Consider the following 15926-nt stretch of genomic DNA (forward strand, 5'->3'; position numbering starts at 1 on the left):
CCTTTCATCGCCGGAAGTCCTGGAGGTATTGCGGCCAGTTCCAGGTCGACAAGAATGCCTGCGCCGCCAAATAGCCTCGTTGGAACAACTCTTCTTTCTGCCTGGCTGAGATGCCGAAGTCAAGAAAGCTGACATCGGTGGAGTCCACCCGGATCACCCGTGCGCTGACCCAGGGGTGATTGAGATAGGCCTGATCGCGGCCGACGATCATCGTGGTGATCAGGTCTTCCAGCAGGGTCGGGCCGCCGAAGTAATGCAACGGCCCCAGCGCGGGGATCACCTTGTCGTTGCCCTGCGGGAGGTTGGGTAGCAGGGTGACGCCGAAGGTGGGCCAGCGGGGGGTTTTGCCGTCGGGTCGGTCAAACGAGTCGAGCGGGAAGTTCGACAGCACGCCGCCGTCGACGAGCGTGGACGTCAACCCGGCGGTGCTGGTCAGCTTGGCGGTGCGGAAGAAGAACGGAATCGACATCGAGGCCCGCACGGCGTCGGCGACCGGCTGCTCGTCCGGGTCCAGGCCGTAGACCCGCCGATAGTCCCACGGCAGCCGCACCAGCTGACCCAGTGTCACGTCGGCCACGGTCACCACCAACCGGTAGCGTCGCTCCGGCAGCAGGTTGTCGTCGTCGATGGCCAAATCGCCAAAAGTCGTGACGCCCAGCTTCTTCAATTCGCTGCCGATCCACTGGTGCGCGTAGTCGCCTTTGTACATGCCGTCTCCGCTGAGCAGGTCCCAGGCAGCGCCGAGCACCGGGATGCGCGTCAGCGGCTCGGCGTCGAGGAATTTGCGGTACGGCAGCTTCATCGCAAGTTCTTTGACCTGCTCGGGGGTCAGCTGGTTGCCCTTTTGGGCGGCGGCCAGGATCGCGCCGACGACCGAGCCCGCCGAGGTCCCCGACACCCGCGGGATCGAGTACCCGGCCTCCATCATTGCGACGACGGCGCCGACCAGGCCGATGCCCTTGACGCCGCCACCGGATAACACAAGGTCGGCCTTCAGCGGTGCTTCGGTCATGACGCTCCCTCCCGTTCGAACGTAACCTTTCAGTCCTCGCCCGAAACCCAATCGTAGGGAAGGAATTTCCCATCGAATGTGACCACGACACGGTCGCCGGAGGGATGCGGTTTCTTTTGCACGTCGACGCTGAAGTTGATCGCGCTCATGATGCCGTCGCCGAACTGCTCGTGGATCAGCTCCTTGATCGCCGGCCCGTACACCTGCAGGGCCTCGTAGAAGCGGTAGATGGTCGGATCGGTCGGCACCGCGGTGGGCAGCCCGCCGCGCATCGGCGGTGCGGCCAGCACCGCCACCGCCGACTCGTCGAGACCCAGCATCTCGACGAGCATCTTGCCCAGCTCGGCCGGGATCGGCTGCTGACCCAGCAGCGCCGAGGTGGTCCACGCCACCGGCCGACCGATGGCGTCGGCCAGCTCCTGCCAGGTCAGGCCCTTGGCCAGTCGCGCGACGACGATTTGTTCGGTGAGTTCGTTTCTGGTCATGCGTTCCAGGATGCGCCCTCGCCCTACCTACTATCTAGGTACGTATGTAGTAGTGCGGCCCGCACCGTACCGTGGACCCGGGAGGAATCGCGTTGACACGTCGCTTGCTAGCCTTGCTCGCCTTGCTCGCCTTGCTCGCCGCCACGTTCGTCGTCGCGGCGTGCGGTTCGCAAACCGCGTCGCCCACCTCTGGGCCGGCCCGGTTGCAGTTCACCGCCAAAACCCTCGACGGCGGAGGGTTCTCCGGCCAAAGCTTGCTGGGTAAGCCCGCGGTGTTGTGGTTTTGGGCACCGTGGTGCTCGCACTGCCAACAGGCGGCGCCGATGGTTTCCCGCGTCGCCGCCGCGAATCCGGCAGTGACGTTTGTGGGTGTGGCCGCGCGGGCTGACGTGCCCGCCATGCGGGTGTTTGTCGACAAGTACCACCTGGGCGGGTTTACTCAACTGGCCGATACCGACGCGGCGGTCTGGGCGAAATTCGGTGTGACACAACAACCGGCGTACGCGTTCGTCCGTCCGGACGGCAGCGTCGACGTCGTCAAAGGCGACCTGCCCGAATCGGGGCTGACCGAGCGGGTCAGCACGCTGGGTCAGCGATGATCGACACCGCGGCACTGAGTTTCGCGCTGGCCGCCGGGCTGGTGGCCGCCCTCAACCCGTGCGGCTTCGCTTTTTTGCCCGGCTATTTGGCATTGGTGATCGCCGGCAGTCAGCAGACCTCCCGTCCGGCGGCCATAGCGCGCGCCGGCATGGCCACCGGGGCGATGGCCGCCGGATTCCTCACGGTGTTCGGTGTTTTCGGCCTGGTGATCTCGCCCGTGATTGCCTCGGCCGAGAAGTATCTACCGTTCGCCACCGTGGTGATGGGTGTTCTACTGGTCGTGCTGGCCGGCTGGTTGCTGGCCGGCAAGGACATCAACGTGCTCATGCCCAAGCTGGGCGGCGGGGCGCCGACGGCGCGATTGGGTTCCATGTACGGCTATGGCGTCGGCTATGCGACTGCATCGCTATGTTGCACTGTCGCACCGTTTCTCGCGGTGATCAGTACGACGTTCAAACAGGGGTCGGCGCTCTCCGGCATCCTCGCGTTCGCCGCCTATGCGGCCGGAATGAGCATCACGGTCGGCGTGGCCGCGCTGGCGGTGGCGCTGGCCGGCTCGTCGGCCACCGCGGCGTTGCGCCGAATCCTGCCGTACGTGAACCGGATCGTGGGTGTCGTCGTCTTGCTGACCGGACTCTATGTGGCCTACTACGGCTACTACGAAATCCGGTTGAACTTCACCAACGCCGGCCCGGACGACCCGGTCATTCACGCCGCGGGTACGGTGCAGGGTTGGCTGGCAAGCCAGGTCGAGGCGTTGGGTGTCTGGCCGTTATTGGGTGTCGCCGCCGCGCTGATTGTGGCGGGGGTGGGCTGGCGCGCTGTCGCGGGCCGGCGCGTGCGAAATCGCAACGTCGCCAACGCACTCACGGATGTTCCTCGTCGATGATGCGGCGCAGCGCGGCCCGCACCCGGGACGACTCCTCGGCGTCCATCTGGTTGATGAAGAAGGCCAGGACGCGGTCGGAATCGCCGCCGGTGTCGAACGCATCGCGCATCAGGGCTGCCGAGTGTTCTTCGCGGGTCATGGTGGGCCAGTACCGGAATGCCTTGCCCGCACGCTCACGCTGTAGCCAGCCCTTGCGGTGCAGGTTATCCATCGTCGACATCACGGTGGTGTAGGCGATCTCACGGTCGCGCGCCAGATCGTCGAAGATCTCGCGGACCGTGGTGGTCTGGCACAGGTCCCAGACCCGGTCCATGATGACGGCCTCGAGCTGACCGAAACGCCGAACGCGCACGGCCCTATGCTATCGGCTTCGTCGCGGTCACCAACCGCGTCGACGCCCACGGCCCGCCGTACCACATCCGCCATCCGAGGTTGCGGCGCCGCACGTCCAGCCAGCCCAATTCCCGCAACCCGGCGGCGTGCCGGCGGGTTTCCCAGAGGTCCGCAATCACAAGACGCCCGCCGGGACGTAGCACCCGAGCCGCCTCACCCAGCGCCTGGCGCCGGCCCGCATGCGTCGGAATGTTGTGAATTGCAAGGCTACTGACGATCACGTCGACGCTGTTGTCCTCGAACGGCAACGCCGTGATGTCGGCGGTGCGCACCTCGATGCGGTCGGTGACGTTTTCCAGATCGGCGTTCTTCAGCGTGGCCGACGGCGAGTTGTCGGTCTGATCGGCGCGCCACAAGTCGATGCCGATCGCGTGACCGCGCGGCAGCCGCTTCGCCGCGGCCAGCAACACCGCCCCGCGCCCACAGCCCAGGTCGAGCAGCGTCTCGTCGCCCCGCAACCGGAGATCTTCGAGAATCCGGTTCCACGCCGCGAACTTGCCGACTTTCGTCGCATAGATGTAAAGCGCTGTGCTGGCGATGATTCCGAGACCTCCGGCTCCGCTCAGCGCTGCGGTCAACCGCTTACCCCGCGACCGGCTGACCGCGGCCCACGCCAGCAGCGCAACCGCCTGGACACCCAGGACGGTCGCCTGTGCCCCCGCCGACACCGTCTTGAACGACCCGTCGATCCCGTAGTCGCCCTTGTGTTCGCGCATCACCAGTGTCCGTGGTGGACGACCTCGGCGAACGGCCGCCGGTTCGGTTTGCGGATCGGGACAAGTGCACGATCGGCGGGATACCCGATACCGAGCAGATAGGCCACCAGGCGGTCGTCGGGCACGCCCAGGATCGCGCGTGCTTTGTCCTGGTCCCCCACCGACGAATGGCCGGTGCCGATTCCCAGGTCGGTGGCCGCAATCATCATCGCCATCGTCGCCTGGCCGACATCGTACTGGTCCGTCACCTTGCGACGCTCGCTCGCCGGTACGGGCACCACCAAAGCGATCGCGGCCGCTGCCGAGGCGATATGACCGGCGCCCATCCACACTGTGGAAAGTTCTTGCAGCGCAGCCTTGTCGGTGACGATGACGAAGTCCCACGGCTGGCGGTTTTTCGCCGACGGCGCCCGCCATCCGGCCTCGGCGATCCGGTCCAGGTCGGCGTCGGCAACCGGTTCCGGCCGGTACTGCCGGACATTGCGCCGCGCGCAGATCGCATCCCAGGCTTCCATGTCGTCCTTCCTCGTCCGTCGGATCAGGCGGATTCGCCGATCTCGTGTTCCAGCGCGTCGATCACGTCGCGGAGTTCGTCGACCATCCAGTTGTCGATGCGGTCGGTGTATACCTCCAGCAGCGACCGGTAATACCACAGGTGCTGCTGCGGGTCGGCGACGTTGAACCGCTGCCACAGTTCGTCGCCGAGATCGCGGAAGTCGCGCAGGATCGCGCGGGCGTTGTGCAGTTTGTCGGCCAGCGAGACCAGGATGGCCTCGTCCGAGGCGTCCACCAGGCAGCGGATGTAGTATTCCTTGCGCTCGCGCCAGGGTGGTTTCGGCGTCTCGAACGTGTCGCTGCATTCGGACACGATCAAGGCCACGTCGGCGCCGAACCTCTCCCGGATCTGGGCCAGCGTCTCCTCCCCGCCCTGATCCTCGCCGGCGTCGTGCAGCAATGCGGCGATGGCCTGCGTTTCGGTGCCGTCGGCCTCGATGACCAACCCGGCGACCGACAGCAGATGGCCGAGATACGGGGTGCCATTGCCTTTGCGTGTCTGGGTGGCGTGCTTGTCCGCGGCGTATTGCACGGCCTCGATGAACGTGGGCGTTAGGCGTGCTGACGCTGTCTGATTGGCCATGACCCTCACTGTGGCACACACCGTGACAGTTCCCCGAACCCCCGGCAGGTGTCGGTGGGGCCGTCTATGGTGGCCCGCGATGGGCCTTCATCTGCACCGTGCCGAGCGCACCGATCTACTGGCCGACGGGCTCGGCGCGCTGCTGGCCGACCCGCTGCCCGACCCGTTCGCCGAGGAACTGGTGTTGGTGCCGGCGCGCGGGGTGGAGCGCTGGCTGAGCCAACGACTCTCGCATGTCTTAGGCCGCAGGCCCGGAGGTGCGAGCGGTGACGGGGTGTGCGCCGGGGTGGCGTTCCGCAGCCCGGCGTCGCTGATCGCCGCGATCACCGGCACGGTCGACGACGATCCCTGGTCGCCGGAGGCGATGACCTGGCCGTTGCTGGAGGTCATCGACTGTTCGCTGGACGAGCCGTGGTGCCGGACGCTGGCAACGCATTTGGGTCACTTCGACGATGACGAGTTACGCCGGGGCCGCCGCTATTCGGTGGCGCGCCGGCTGGCCGGGTTGTTCGCCTCCTACGCGCGGCAGCGCCCGCAGCTGCTGGTCGACTGGCTGGATGGGAATGTAGGTGACCTCGACGCCGACCTGGCCTGGCAGCCGGAACTGTGGCGAGGGCTGGTCGCGCGTACCGACGCCGATCCCCCACACATCCGTCACCAGAAAACCCTGGCCCGGCTGCGCGAAGGCCCGGCCGACCTGCCGGCCCGGCTGTCGCTGTTCGGGCACACCCGGCTGGCCTGCACGGAGGTGGAGCTGCTCGACCCGCTGGCCACCCATCACGAGCTGCACCTGTGGCTGCCGCATCCCAGCGACGAGTTGTGGCAGAAGCTCGTCGGCACCCACGGCCCGATCCCCCGTCGCGAGGACACCAGCCACCGTCAAGTCGGCCATCCGCTGCTGGCGACGCTCGGACGAGACCTGCGCGAGCTTCAACGCGGTCTGCCAAGAGAACTACAGACCGACGAATACCTGCACGGCCTCCGTGATCACGTGCATCCGGACACGCTGCTCGGCTGGCTGCAGTCCGATATCGCCGCCAATGCTATTCGGCCACAGGGGCGGAAGCTGTCGGTGGATGACCGCTCCGCGCAAATACACAACTGCCATGGCCCGGCCCGTCAGGTCGATGTGCTGCGCGAAGTCCTGCTCGGCCTCCTGCAAGACGACCCGACGCTCGAGCCGCGCGACATCCTGGTGATGTGCCCGGACATCGAAACGTACGCGCCGCTGATCGTCGCCGACTTCGGGCTCGGCGACATGGTCCGGGGTGCCCACCCTGCACATCGATTGAGAGTGCAGCTCGCGGACCGCTCGCTGATCCAGACCAACCCGCTGCTCGGCGTGGCCTCGCAGTTGCTGGTGCTGGCCGGCAGCAGGGTGACGGCCAGTGAGGTGCTCAACTTCGCGCAGGCCGCGCCGGTGCGCGCACGCTTCGGCTTCACCGATGACGATCTGGAGAACATCACCCGCTGGGTGCGGCAGGCGAACATTCGGTGGGGCTTCGACCAGCAGCATCGGCGGCCGTATTACGTCGACTTCGTCCACAACACCTGGCGTTTCGGCCTTGACCGGATACTGGCCGGCGTTGCGATGTCCGATGACGCGCATGCCTGGATCGACGCCACACTGCCACTCGATGACGTCAGCAGCAACCGCGTCCAATTGGCCGGCCAGTTGGCCGAATTCGTCGACCGGCTACAGCATGTGATCGACTCACTCGGTGGCGCTCGGCCGTTACGTGAGTGGCTGGCCGCCCTCGCCGACGGAATCAACCTGTTAACGAGCATCGACGATTCCGACATGTGGCAGACCACCCAGATGCAGCGTGAGTTCGCCGAGGTGTTGGCGCAGGCCGGTTCTCGCGCTGACACGGTCTTGAGGCTGCCCGATATCCGGGCATTGCTCGACCGACACCTGGCCGGGCGCCCAACGCGGGCCAACTTCCGCACCGGCACCCTGACCGTCTGCACCATGGTGCCCATGCGCTCGGTGCCCCACCGGGTGGTCTGCCTGGTCGGCCTCGACGACAGGGTCTTCCCGCGCCTCGGTGTCGTCGACGGTGACGACGTACTGGCCCGCAACCCGATGACCGGAGAACGCGACATCCGTTCCGAGGACCGGCAATTGCTGCTCGACGCCATCGGCGCGGCCACCGAGAAACTGGTGATCACCTATACCGGCGCCAATGAGTACTCGGGCCAGCCGCGCCCACCCGCGGTGCCGCTGGCCGAACTGCTGGATAGTCTCGACATGACTACGCCACACAAAATTCGCAAGCGCATCGTCATCGAGCATCCGTTGCAGCCGTTCGACGTTCGCAACGTCATCCCCGGAGAGCTGGTGCCGAAAGTTCCGTTCAGCTTCGACCCGACCGTTTTGCGGGCGGCGCGGGTGGCCACCGGCGAACACAGCGAGCAGCCCAAGTTCATTTCCGGACCGCTGCCGCCATCGCCGCGTGACGACGTCATCCTCGCCGATCTCGTCGGCTTCTTCAAAGACCCGGTGAAGGGCTTCTTCAGCGCGCTGGAATTCACGCTGCCGCGCGACGTCGACGGTGTTCAAGACGCGATGCCGGTCGACATCAACAGCCTCGAGGAGTGGACGGTCGGCGACCGGATGCTGGGCGACATCCTGCGCGGGATGACCCGCGATGACGCGCGGCAAGCGGAGTGGCGCCGCGGCACTCTTCCGCCCGGTCAGCTGGGTTGGCGCAAGGCAACCGAGATTCGCGATCAGGCGGACCTGCTGGCGACCGCGGCACGACAACATCGTCAGGCCGACGCGCAGGCCTATGACGTCGACATCGATCTCGGCTGTGGGCGACGCCTCACGGGCACGGTGTCGCCGGTGTACGGGCAGCGCCTGGTGTCGGTGACCTATTCCAGGCTGGACGGCAAACACCTGCTCGAGTCCTGGATTCCGTTGCTGGCGTTGATCGCCCATGATCCAGGCTGCGACTGGTCGGCGGTGTGTATCGGCCGTCTCAAAAGAGGCACCACTCCACGCGTGGAGGGGCTGGGACGGCCACACGGCCCGGATCATCAAGCCGTCGAGGTGTTGCGTGAGCTGGTCGCGATCTACGACGCCGGCCGCCGCGAACCGATTCCATTGCCCATCAAGACGTCCTATGCCTGGGCAGTCGCCCGGCGCTGCGGTGACGATCCGGTAAAAGAGTCCCTTTACCGATGGAAATCCAGCGACCGATACCCCGGCGCTGAGGACCAGGCGCCTGCCCACGTGCGGGCGTGGGGCAAAAACACGCCACTGGCCGCCCTGATGCAACCGCTGCGGCCGGGCGAGGAGTACGACGGCGAAGACAACCGGCTCGGCGCCTATGCCGCGCGGCTCTGGCTGCCGCTGCTGCGCGCTGAGAGGAAGCCGGCCTGATGGAGCGCTTCGATCTGCTCGGTCCGCTGCCGGCCGCACACTCGACCACGGTCCTGCAGGCCAGCGCGGGGACCGGCAAGACATTCGCGTTGGCCGGTCTGGTGACCCGCTATCTCGCCGAGGGTGCGGCGACGCTGGACCAGATGTTGCTCATCACGTTCGGTCGGGCGGCCAGTCAGGAGCTGCGGGAGCGTGTGCGAGGTCAAATCGTCGATGCCGTCGCGGCTTTCGATGATCCGTCTACCGTCGGCGACAACCAGTTGGTGGCGTATCTGCTGGACGGCACCGCGGACGAGCGTGCGGTCCGCAAGCAGCGGCTTCGCGATGCGCTGGCCGACTTCGACGCGGCGACGATCGCGACCACGCACCAGTTCTGCCAGCTGGTGCTGAAGTCGCTCGGTGTGGCCGGCGACACCGCGGCGAGTGTCACGCTGCTGGAGAGCCTCGATGAGTTGGTCGCCGAGATCGTCGACGACCTCTACCTGGCCCACTTCGGGCAGCAGCGCGACGATCCGGCGCTGGCCTATCGCGATGCGCTGCGGCTGGCGCGCGAGGTGGTCAAGAACCCGTCGACGCAGCTGCGGCCCCGCGACCCACAACCCGGCTCGGCGGCTGCAGTACGTGTCGGCTTCGCGAACGACGTTCTGGCCGAACTGGAAATACGCAAGCGGCGGCTGGGTGTCCTCGGCTACGACGACTTGCTGAGCCGACTGGCCGGCGCGCTGGCCACCGACGACTCCCCCGCACGGGCCCGCATGCATCAACGCTGGCCGATCGTCATGGTCGACGAGTTCCAGGACACCGATCCGGTGCAGTGGCAGGTGATCGACCGCGCGTTCAGCGGGCACTCCACGGTGGTTCTCATCGGCGACCCGAAGCAGGCCATCTATGCGTTCCGCGGCGGCGACATCGTGACGTACCTACGGGCCGCCGAGACAGCAGGCGACAAGAAGACACTGAGCACCAACTGGCGCAGCGACGGCGCGCTCGTCGAGCGCCTGCAGGTGGTGTTGCGCGGCGCCCAACTCGGTGACCCCGAGATCGTGGTGGACGACGTCGAGGCGTACCACCAAGGCCATCGGCTTGCGGGTGCGCCGCGCAACCATCCGTTCCGGTTGCGGGTAGTGCAGCGGCCTACCCTGGGCCGTAGCGGTATTCAGAATTTGCCCATCGACGAACTGCGGGAACACGTCGGCACCGACCTGGCCGTCGACATCGGCGCGCTGCTGGCCAACGGTGCGACATTCGACGGTAAGCCGCTGCGGGCCCGCGACATCGCCGTGATCGTGGAGAAGCACAAGGATGCCAGTGCCTGCTTCAAGGCGCTGTGCGATGCACGTATTCCCGCGGTCTACACCGGCGACTCCGACGTGTTCAACTCGGATGCCTCCGAAGACTGGCTCTGTCTGCTGGAGGCATTCGACCAACCGCATCGCCCGGGAATGGTACGAGCGGCCGCGGCGACGATGTTCTTCGGCGAAACCGCGGAATCGCTGGCAGCCGGTGGTGATGCGCTGACCGATCGAGTCGCGGAGACTTTGCGCGAATGGGCCGGACATGCGCGCGAACGCGGCGTCGCGGCCATCTTCGAGGCCGCACAGTTAAAGGGCATGGGTGATCGCGTGCTGTCCTGGCAGGGCGGCGAGCGTCACATGACCGACCTGGCGCACATCGCGCAGTTGTTGCAAGACGTCGCGCACCGCGAGCGGCTGGGCTTGCCGGGGCTGCGCGACTGGCTGCGCACGCAACGCGACGAGCGCAGCGGCGCAACGGAACGCAACCGGCGACTGGACAGTGACGCCACCGCCGTCCAGATCATGACGGTGTTTGCGGCCAAGGGCCTGCAATACCCGATCGTGTATCTGCCGTTCGCGTTCAACCGCAGTCCCAGCCAGGAGCGCGGTGTGGTGCTGTTCCACGACGAGGGGGTGCGCTGCCTGCACATCGGCGGCAAGGACAGCCCGGACTTCACCACCGTCGAGGAACTCGGTCGCCGCGAGGACGCCAGCGACGACAGCAGGCTGACCTACGTCGCGATGACGCGTGCGCAGGCGCAGGTGGTGGCGTGGTGGTCGCCGGCCTATTACGAGCCCAACGGCGGCCTGTCGCGGTTGCTGCGCGGCCGCCGACCCGGGGAGCCGTTCGTGCCCGACCGGTGTGAGCCCGCAAAGATCTCCGACGAGGATGCGATGGCCCGGTTGCGCGAGTGGGAGGCCGCCGGTGGGCCGGTGATCGAGGAGTCGGTGATGGTCGCCGCGCCGTCGGTGCCGCCCGTGTCGGTGCCGTCGAACCTCGACAGCCGTCACTTCCACCGCGGTATCGACACCACGTGGCGGCGCACGTCCTACTCCGGTCTGATCCGGGTAGCGGAGACCATCGGGGTGACCAGCGAACCCGAGGTCAGCGAGTTGGACGACGAAGCCGGCGATATCCCGTTGACCCAGGCGGTGTCCGGTCCGGACGTGCCGTCGCCGATGGCCGACCTGCCCACGGGCGCAAAGTTCGGCTCCCTGGTGCACGCGGTGCTCGAGACGGCCGACCCGTTCGCCCCCGACTTGGCCACTGAGTTGGAGTCGCACATCCGACGGCATTCGGCGTGGTGGCCGGTCGATGTGGCACCGGATGTGCTGGCCGCGGCGATGGTGCCGATGCACGACACCTCGTTGGGCCCGCTGGCCGGCGGCGTGACGCTGCGACAGATTGGGTTACGGCACCGGTTGCGGGAGCTCGGCTTCGAGTTCCCGCTTGGCGGTGGGGATCTACGTTCGGCGGCACCCGATATTCGTCTGGCGGATGTGGGGATGTTGTTGCGCGAGCACCTGCCGGCTTCTGATTCGCTGGCCTCCTATGCCGACCGGTTGATGGGCCCCGCGCTTGGGGACCAGTCGTTGCGCGGCTATCTCACCGGCTCGATCGATGCTGTGCTACGTATTGCCGACCGGTATCTGGTGGTCGACTACAAAACCAACTACCTGGGTGGCTCCGCGTCCGACTACACCCAGCCTCGGTTGGCCGAGGCCATGCTGCACTCCGACTATCCATTACAGGCGCTGTTGTATGTAGTTGCGCTGCATCGGTTTCTGCGCTGGCGACAGCCGGCCTACGACCCCGCCGTGCATCTCGGCGGGGTGCTGTATCTCTTCGTGCGCGGCATGTGCGGTGTCGATACACCGGCCGGCGGAGTGTTCAGCTGGAAGCCGCCTGCTTCGTTGGTTGCGGCGTTGTCGGACCTGCTCGACGTGGGGAGGTCGGCCGCGTGACGGTGGAGGCGATTGCGGCCACGGGATTGCTGCGGACGTTCAGCGAAGCGGGCGTCTTCGAAGCTGCTGATGTCCATGTGGCGCAGCGACTTACGGTGCTCACCGGTGAATCTGACGAGCGAGTGGCGCTGGCAACCGCTTTGGTGGTACGCGCGTTGCGGGGCGGTTCGGTGTGCGTGGATCTGGCAGAGATCGAAACGCAGGTTGGCATAGCTGACCTGCCGTGGCCCGATGCCGGTGACTGGCTGGCGGCGGTGCGGGCCAGTCCGTTACTCGGGTCGCCGCCGGTGCTGCGGCTGTTTGGTGATTTGCTCTACCTCGACCGGTACTGGCGCGAGGAAAAACAGGTGTGCGATGACCTGCTCGCACTGCTGCCGTCCAGGTCGACACCCAAAATGCCCGCCTTCGAGCGACTTTTCCCGGCCGGATACGAGGAGCAGCGGCAGGCGGCGGAAATCGCGCTGTCGCAGGCGGTCACGGTGCTGACCGGCGGCCCGGGCACCGGCAAGACCACCACGGTTGCGCGGTTGCTGGCGCTGGTGGCCGAGCAGACCGAACTGTCGGGCTCGCCGCGGCCGCGGATCGGGTTGGCGGCGCCCACCGGCAAGGCCGCTGCACGTCTGCAGGAAGCCGTGCAGCACGAGGTGGCCAAGCTGGACACGGCCGATCGCGAGCGGCTGGGTGAGCTGCAGGCGATGACATTGCATCGGCTGTTGGGCAGCCGGCCCGACACGTCCTCGAGGTTCAAGCACGATCGCGGTAACCGGTTGCCGCACGACGTGATTGTGGTCGACGAGACGTCGATGGTGTCGCTGACCATGATGGCGCGGTTGCTGGAGGCGGTGCGCCTGGACACCCGGCTGGTCCTGGTCGGCGATGCCGACCAGTTGGCGTCGGTGGAAGCCGGTGCCGTGCTGGCCGACCTGGTGGACGGTCTGTCGGCGCGCGACGGCGTGCGGGTGGCGGCGTTGCGCACGTCGCACCGCTTCGGCGAGTCGATCGGCGCCCTTGCCGACGCGATCCGGGCGGGCGACGCCGGCGGTGCGGTGTCATTGTTGCGCTCGGGTGACGAGCACATCGAGTTCGTCGAGGACGACGACCCGACCGACCGGTTGCGTCCGATCCTGATGCCGCACGCGGTTCGGCTGCGGCAGGCCGCGGTATTGGGCGCCGCCGACGAGGCGTTGGCGACGCTGGACGGGCATCGGCTGCTGTGCGCGCACCGGCGGGGGCCGTTCGGGGTGCGGCACTGGAACCAGCAGGTGCAGAACTGGCTTTCCGACGAGACCGGCCTGCCGCCGTGGTCGGAGTGGTACGCGGGGCGACCACTGCTGGTGACCGCGAACGACTACGGGCTGCGCGTCTACAACGGTGACTCCGGAGTTGTCGTTGCGGCTCCCGACGGCCTGCGTGCCGTCATCGCCAGTGCGACGGGGCCGCTGGAGTTTTCGACCAGCCGGCTCTCCGACGTCGAGACCATGCACGCGATGACCATTCACAAGTCCCAGGGCAGCCAGGCCGACGAGGTGACCGTGCTGCTGCCGTCCGAGGATTCGCGGTTGTTGACCCGGGAATTGTTCTATACCGCGGTGACTCGGGCGAAGGCCAAGGTCCGGGTGGTCGGGTCGGAGGCGGCGGTCGGTGTGGCGATTGAGCGACGGGCGGTGCGGGCAAGCGGATTGGCGGCGCGGCTGCAGTCAGTGGCTGAACTCAGCGCGTGACGCCGATTCGGCGCCCCGGTGCTTAATAGCGCCTGAGCTGCAGTCGCCGCGCGTACCGTGGGGTTCCTTCTGATCGCCTCGGCGGTCCTGGAAACGGGACGCCCAAATACCTGGAGCGCGCAATGGCATCTTCATCTCGCAGCAGACTTCTTCAGATCGCACTCGTGGTCTTTGGCGTCGTCTTTCTCCTCGTCTACCCCGTGGCCGTGGTCTGGCCGTCGGGGTGGACGTGGCATTCCGGAGCTCCTTACCAGTCCAATTACTTCTTGATGATCGTTGGCGTGTACGCGACGCTGGGTGTCTTCTTGATCAACGCCGCGCGAAACCCGCAAGCCAATCTCAGCCTGATTTGGTTCACCGTGTGGTCTAGCGTCGTGCACGCCGCAATCATGACGGCGCAATCGTTCGGCAGCGGACACCATATGGGACACCTAGTGGGCGATGTCCCTGCGCTGCTTCTTGTGGCCATCGTGCTGTCGGTACTCGTGTCTTCATCCGGCCTCAAGCAACCTCCCGCGAGGCCACAGCCCCTGCAACCACCGCCAACTACGGGCACGCCCGGTCATCCCGTCGTGAATGCGTAGGTAGAGCCCGACCGCCAAACGAAGGGCGGCTCGAGCCGCAACGAGGTAAAGCGGCTAGGGCTGCTGATGTGTCGGACCACGCGGGGATCTTCTCAGGTCGCGGTGTCAGCCGGGCACCCGATGGGATGATGTCCATCTCGGCTTGGCGGGCATATATCCGCTCCCGCAACACATCCCAGCTGTCGTCGAACTGGCCGGCGAACCGGTCCGACCACTGCGGCCACACGTGGTGGGGACTCTGTGTGGCGCCGGGCGCGAAGTACACGAAGAACGGCTTGTCGGGCGCCGACGTCTTTTGCAGTCGGATCCATTCGATCGCCTTGTCGGCGAGATCCTCGGTCAGGTGGTAGTCGTCGCGGCCGAGGTACGGCTCGACCGGGGTGGTCTGGTCGTAGAGCGCCGGTTCGTACTGTGAGGTGTCGCCGCCCAGGAAGCCGTAGAAGCGTTCGAATCCGAGTCCGGTGGGCCAGCGGTCGAACGGGCCGGCGGGGCCGATCTCCCAGTTCGGGGTGATGTGCGCCTTGCCGAACAGCGCTGTGCTGTAACCGTTCATGCGCAGGACATCCGCAACCGTGGCCGTGCTCTGCGGTATCACGCTGTCGTAACCGGGGAATCCATAAGCGATTTCGCAGATGGTGCCCATGTGCGCACTGTGGTGGTTGCGTCCGGTCAGCAGTGCGGCCCGCGTCGGCGAACACAGTGCGGTGGTGTGGAACTGGTTGTAGCGCAGGCCGGCACCGGCGACCCGGTCCAGCGCCGGTGTTGCGACCGGCCCGCCGACCGTGGCGGCGGTCCCGAAGCCGACGTCGTCGAGCAGCACGACGACGACGTTCGGCGCGCCGGACGGAGGGTAGACGATCGACCGGGCTGGGGTCGCTCATTGCGGACACTCTACGGTCGCGGCGCCCGCGCCGTCGGCCCTTTCGCAGTAGGCTCCCGTCATGACACTTCCACCACCATCGGCAGGATCGGTCGCCATCGTCACCGGCGCATCCTCAGGCATCGGCGAACAATTCGCCCGTCAACTCGTGGCCCGCGGCTACCGCGTCGTCGTCACTGCGCGCCGGGAGGACCGGCTGCAAAAGTTGTGTACGGAACTGGGCGGCGACGAGCACGCCGTCGCGGTGGGTACCGATCTCGCGGTTCCACAGGACCGGGACCGGTTGGCCGCACGCATCGACGAGCTGGGCGCGCAGGTCGACATCCTGGTCAACAATGCCGGACTGGGCATCTACACGAAGTTCGGCGCCGAGGGTCGCGACAAGGAACTGCAGATGCTGCGTGTCGATGTCGAGGCGGTCGCGGACCTGATGCTGCGCTATCTGCCCGGCATGGTGGATCGCGGTCGCGGCGCGATCATCAACCTGTCGTCGGTGTCGGGATTTCAGCCGGCGCCCTACAACGCGGGCTACGCCGCCGCGAAAGCCTATGTGCTGTGGTTGTCGGAGGCGGTCAACGCCGAGGTCGCCGGCAGCGGTGTGACGGTCACCGCGGTCTGCCCCGGTCCGGTGCCGACGGAGTTTCAGGCGACCAACGACGCCGAAGTCCTGGTCAGCCGGCTCCCGGGGTTCGTCAAGGTTTCCGCCGAGCGAGTGGTCACCGACGCCCTGAAGGCCGTCGACCACGGCCGCGGATCGGTGGTCCCGGGCGGACCGCAGGTGCGATTCACCCTGGGGTCCTCACGGTTCATCCCGGCTCCGTTGGCCTTGCCGGTGCTGACGCGAATGTTGAAGCCCTAGA

Annotated in this window: 13 protein-coding genes and 1 pseudogene; 7 read left to right on the plus strand and 7 right to left on the minus strand. The window is 66.8% G+C overall.

Going from position 1 to position 15926, the window contains the following annotated elements:
* Positions 1 to 4: 4 nt before the first annotated feature.
* Both ACRDTL_RS10370 and cynS read right to left on the minus strand, forming a co-directional pair.
* Entirely contained in the window at positions 5 to 1012 is a 1008-nt protein-coding gene (locus tag ACRDTL_RS10370) for a patatin-like phospholipase family protein (RefSeq protein ID WP_431506615.1), read from the minus strand.
* Between the two features lie 29 nt (positions 1013 to 1041).
* A complete protein-coding gene (gene cynS, locus ACRDTL_RS10375) occupies positions 1042 to 1509 on the minus strand; it encodes a cyanase (RefSeq protein ID WP_431506658.1) in 468 nt (155 codons plus the stop codon).
* Between the two features lie 101 nt (positions 1510 to 1610).
* On the opposite strand from cynS, the gene ACRDTL_RS10380 reads away from it, so the two are divergent.
* Together ACRDTL_RS10380 and ACRDTL_RS10385 are read left to right on the plus strand one after the other, a co-directional pair.
* Positions 1611 to 2096 (plus strand): protein disulfide oxidoreductase, encoded by a 486-nt coding sequence (locus ACRDTL_RS10380; protein WP_431506659.1) that lies wholly within the window; start codon positions 1611 to 1613, stop codon positions 2094 to 2096.
* Positions 2093 to 2986 (plus strand): cytochrome c biogenesis CcdA family protein, encoded by an 894-nt coding sequence (locus ACRDTL_RS10385; protein ID WP_431506616.1) that lies wholly within the window; start codon positions 2093 to 2095, stop codon positions 2984 to 2986. The genes ACRDTL_RS10380 and ACRDTL_RS10385 overlap by 4 nt, the downstream gene beginning before the upstream one ends.
* Here the strand turns inward: ACRDTL_RS10385 and ACRDTL_RS10390 are convergent.
* The 4 genes from ACRDTL_RS10390 to ACRDTL_RS10405 are packed head-to-tail and all read right to left on the minus strand — an operon-like array spanning position 2964 to position 5233.
* Positions 2964 to 3338 (minus strand): BlaI/MecI/CopY family transcriptional regulator, encoded by a 375-nt coding sequence (locus ACRDTL_RS10390; protein WP_431506617.1) that lies wholly within the window; start codon positions 3336 to 3338, stop codon positions 2964 to 2966. The genes ACRDTL_RS10385 and ACRDTL_RS10390 overlap by 23 nt on opposite strands.
* A 4-nt stretch (positions 3339 to 3342) precedes the next feature.
* Entirely contained in the window at positions 3343 to 4095 is a 753-nt protein-coding gene (locus tag ACRDTL_RS10395) for a class I SAM-dependent methyltransferase (RefSeq protein WP_431506618.1), read from the minus strand.
* Positions 4095 to 4610: a nitroreductase family protein gene (locus tag ACRDTL_RS10400; RefSeq protein WP_431506619.1), complete on the minus strand. Its 516-nt coding sequence runs from the start codon at positions 4608 to 4610 to the stop codon at positions 4095 to 4097. Before ACRDTL_RS10400 ends, ACRDTL_RS10395 begins: the two co-directional genes overlap by 1 nt.
* A gap of 23 nt (positions 4611 to 4633) precedes the next feature.
* Complete coding sequence (locus ACRDTL_RS10405; RefSeq protein ID WP_431506620.1) at positions 4634 to 5233, minus strand: HD domain-containing protein; 600 nt, start codon at positions 5231 to 5233, stop codon at positions 4634 to 4636.
* A gap of 79 nt (positions 5234 to 5312) precedes the next feature.
* Here ACRDTL_RS10405 and recC point away from each other — a divergent pair, with 79 nt between their 5' ends.
* From recC to ACRDTL_RS10425, 4 genes are all read left to right on the plus strand, one after another.
* Positions 5313 to 8621, plus strand: coding sequence for an exodeoxyribonuclease V subunit gamma (gene recC / locus ACRDTL_RS10410; protein ID WP_431506621.1), 3309 nt, complete (start codon positions 5313 to 5315; stop codon positions 8619 to 8621).
* Positions 8621 to 11881, plus strand: coding sequence for an exodeoxyribonuclease V subunit beta (gene recB, locus ACRDTL_RS10415; protein ID WP_431506622.1), 3261 nt, complete (start codon positions 8621 to 8623; stop codon positions 11879 to 11881). The genes recC and recB overlap by 1 nt, the downstream gene beginning before the upstream one ends.
* Positions 11878 to 13602: an exodeoxyribonuclease V subunit alpha gene (recD, locus tag ACRDTL_RS10420; RefSeq protein ID WP_431506623.1), complete on the plus strand. Its 1725-nt coding sequence runs from the start codon at positions 11878 to 11880 to the stop codon at positions 13600 to 13602. Before recB ends, recD begins: the two co-directional genes overlap by 4 nt.
* Before the next feature lie 122 nt (positions 13603 to 13724).
* The gene (locus tag ACRDTL_RS10425; RefSeq protein WP_431506624.1) at positions 13725 to 14186 is read left to right on the plus strand and encodes a DUF6632 domain-containing protein; all 462 of its coding nucleotides are present in this window, start codon (positions 13725 to 13727) and stop codon (positions 14184 to 14186) included.
* Positions 14187 to 14256: 70 nt separating this feature from the next.
* On the opposite strand, the pseudogene ACRDTL_RS10430 reads toward ACRDTL_RS10425, so the two are convergent.
* A pseudogene (locus tag ACRDTL_RS10430) lies at positions 14257 to 15048 on the minus strand (sulfatase-like hydrolase/transferase); the annotation flags it as partial.
* Positions 15049 to 15127: 79 nt separating this feature from the next.
* Between ACRDTL_RS10430 and ACRDTL_RS10435 the strand changes: the two are divergent.
* Entirely contained in the window at positions 15128 to 15925 is a 798-nt protein-coding gene (locus ACRDTL_RS10435) for an SDR family NAD(P)-dependent oxidoreductase (RefSeq protein WP_431506625.1), read from the plus strand.
* Position 15926: the final 1 nt, after the last annotated feature.

It is taken from the genome of Mycobacterium sp., from assembly GCF_050700595.1.
In the GTDB taxonomy this organism is placed as follows: Bacteria; Actinomycetota; Actinomycetes; order Mycobacteriales; family Mycobacteriaceae; genus Mycobacterium.

What these genes read in the sequence shown, in the direction of transcription:
- ACRDTL_RS10370 (WP_431506615.1), bottom strand. Translation starts at nt 1,012, where the DNA reads ATGACCGAAGCACCGCTGAAGGCCGACCTTGTGTTATCCGGTGGCGGC.
- ACRDTL_RS10385 (WP_431506616.1), top strand. Translation starts at nt 2,093, where the DNA reads ATGATCGACACCGCGGCACTGAGTTTCGCGCTGGCCGCCGGGCTGGTG.
- ACRDTL_RS10395 (WP_431506618.1), bottom strand. Translation starts at nt 4,095, where the DNA reads ATGCGCGAACACAAGGGCGACTACGGGATCGACGGGTCGTTCAAGACG.
- ACRDTL_RS10400 (WP_431506619.1), bottom strand. Translation starts at nt 4,610, where the DNA reads ATGGAAGCCTGGGATGCGATCTGCGCGCGGCGCAATGTCCGGCAGTAC.
- ACRDTL_RS10405 (WP_431506620.1), bottom strand. Translation starts at nt 5,233, where the DNA reads ATGGCCAATCAGACAGCGTCAGCACGCCTAACGCCCACGTTCATCGAG.
- recC (WP_431506621.1), top strand. Translation starts at nt 5,313, where the DNA reads ATGGGCCTTCATCTGCACCGTGCCGAGCGCACCGATCTACTGGCCGAC.
- recB (WP_431506622.1), top strand. Translation starts at nt 8,621, where the DNA reads ATGGAGCGCTTCGATCTGCTCGGTCCGCTGCCGGCCGCACACTCGACC.
- ACRDTL_RS10425 (WP_431506624.1), top strand. Translation starts at nt 13,725, where the DNA reads ATGGCATCTTCATCTCGCAGCAGACTTCTTCAGATCGCACTCGTGGTC.
- ACRDTL_RS10435 (WP_431506625.1), top strand. Translation starts at nt 15,128, where the DNA reads ATGACACTTCCACCACCATCGGCAGGATCGGTCGCCATCGTCACCGGC.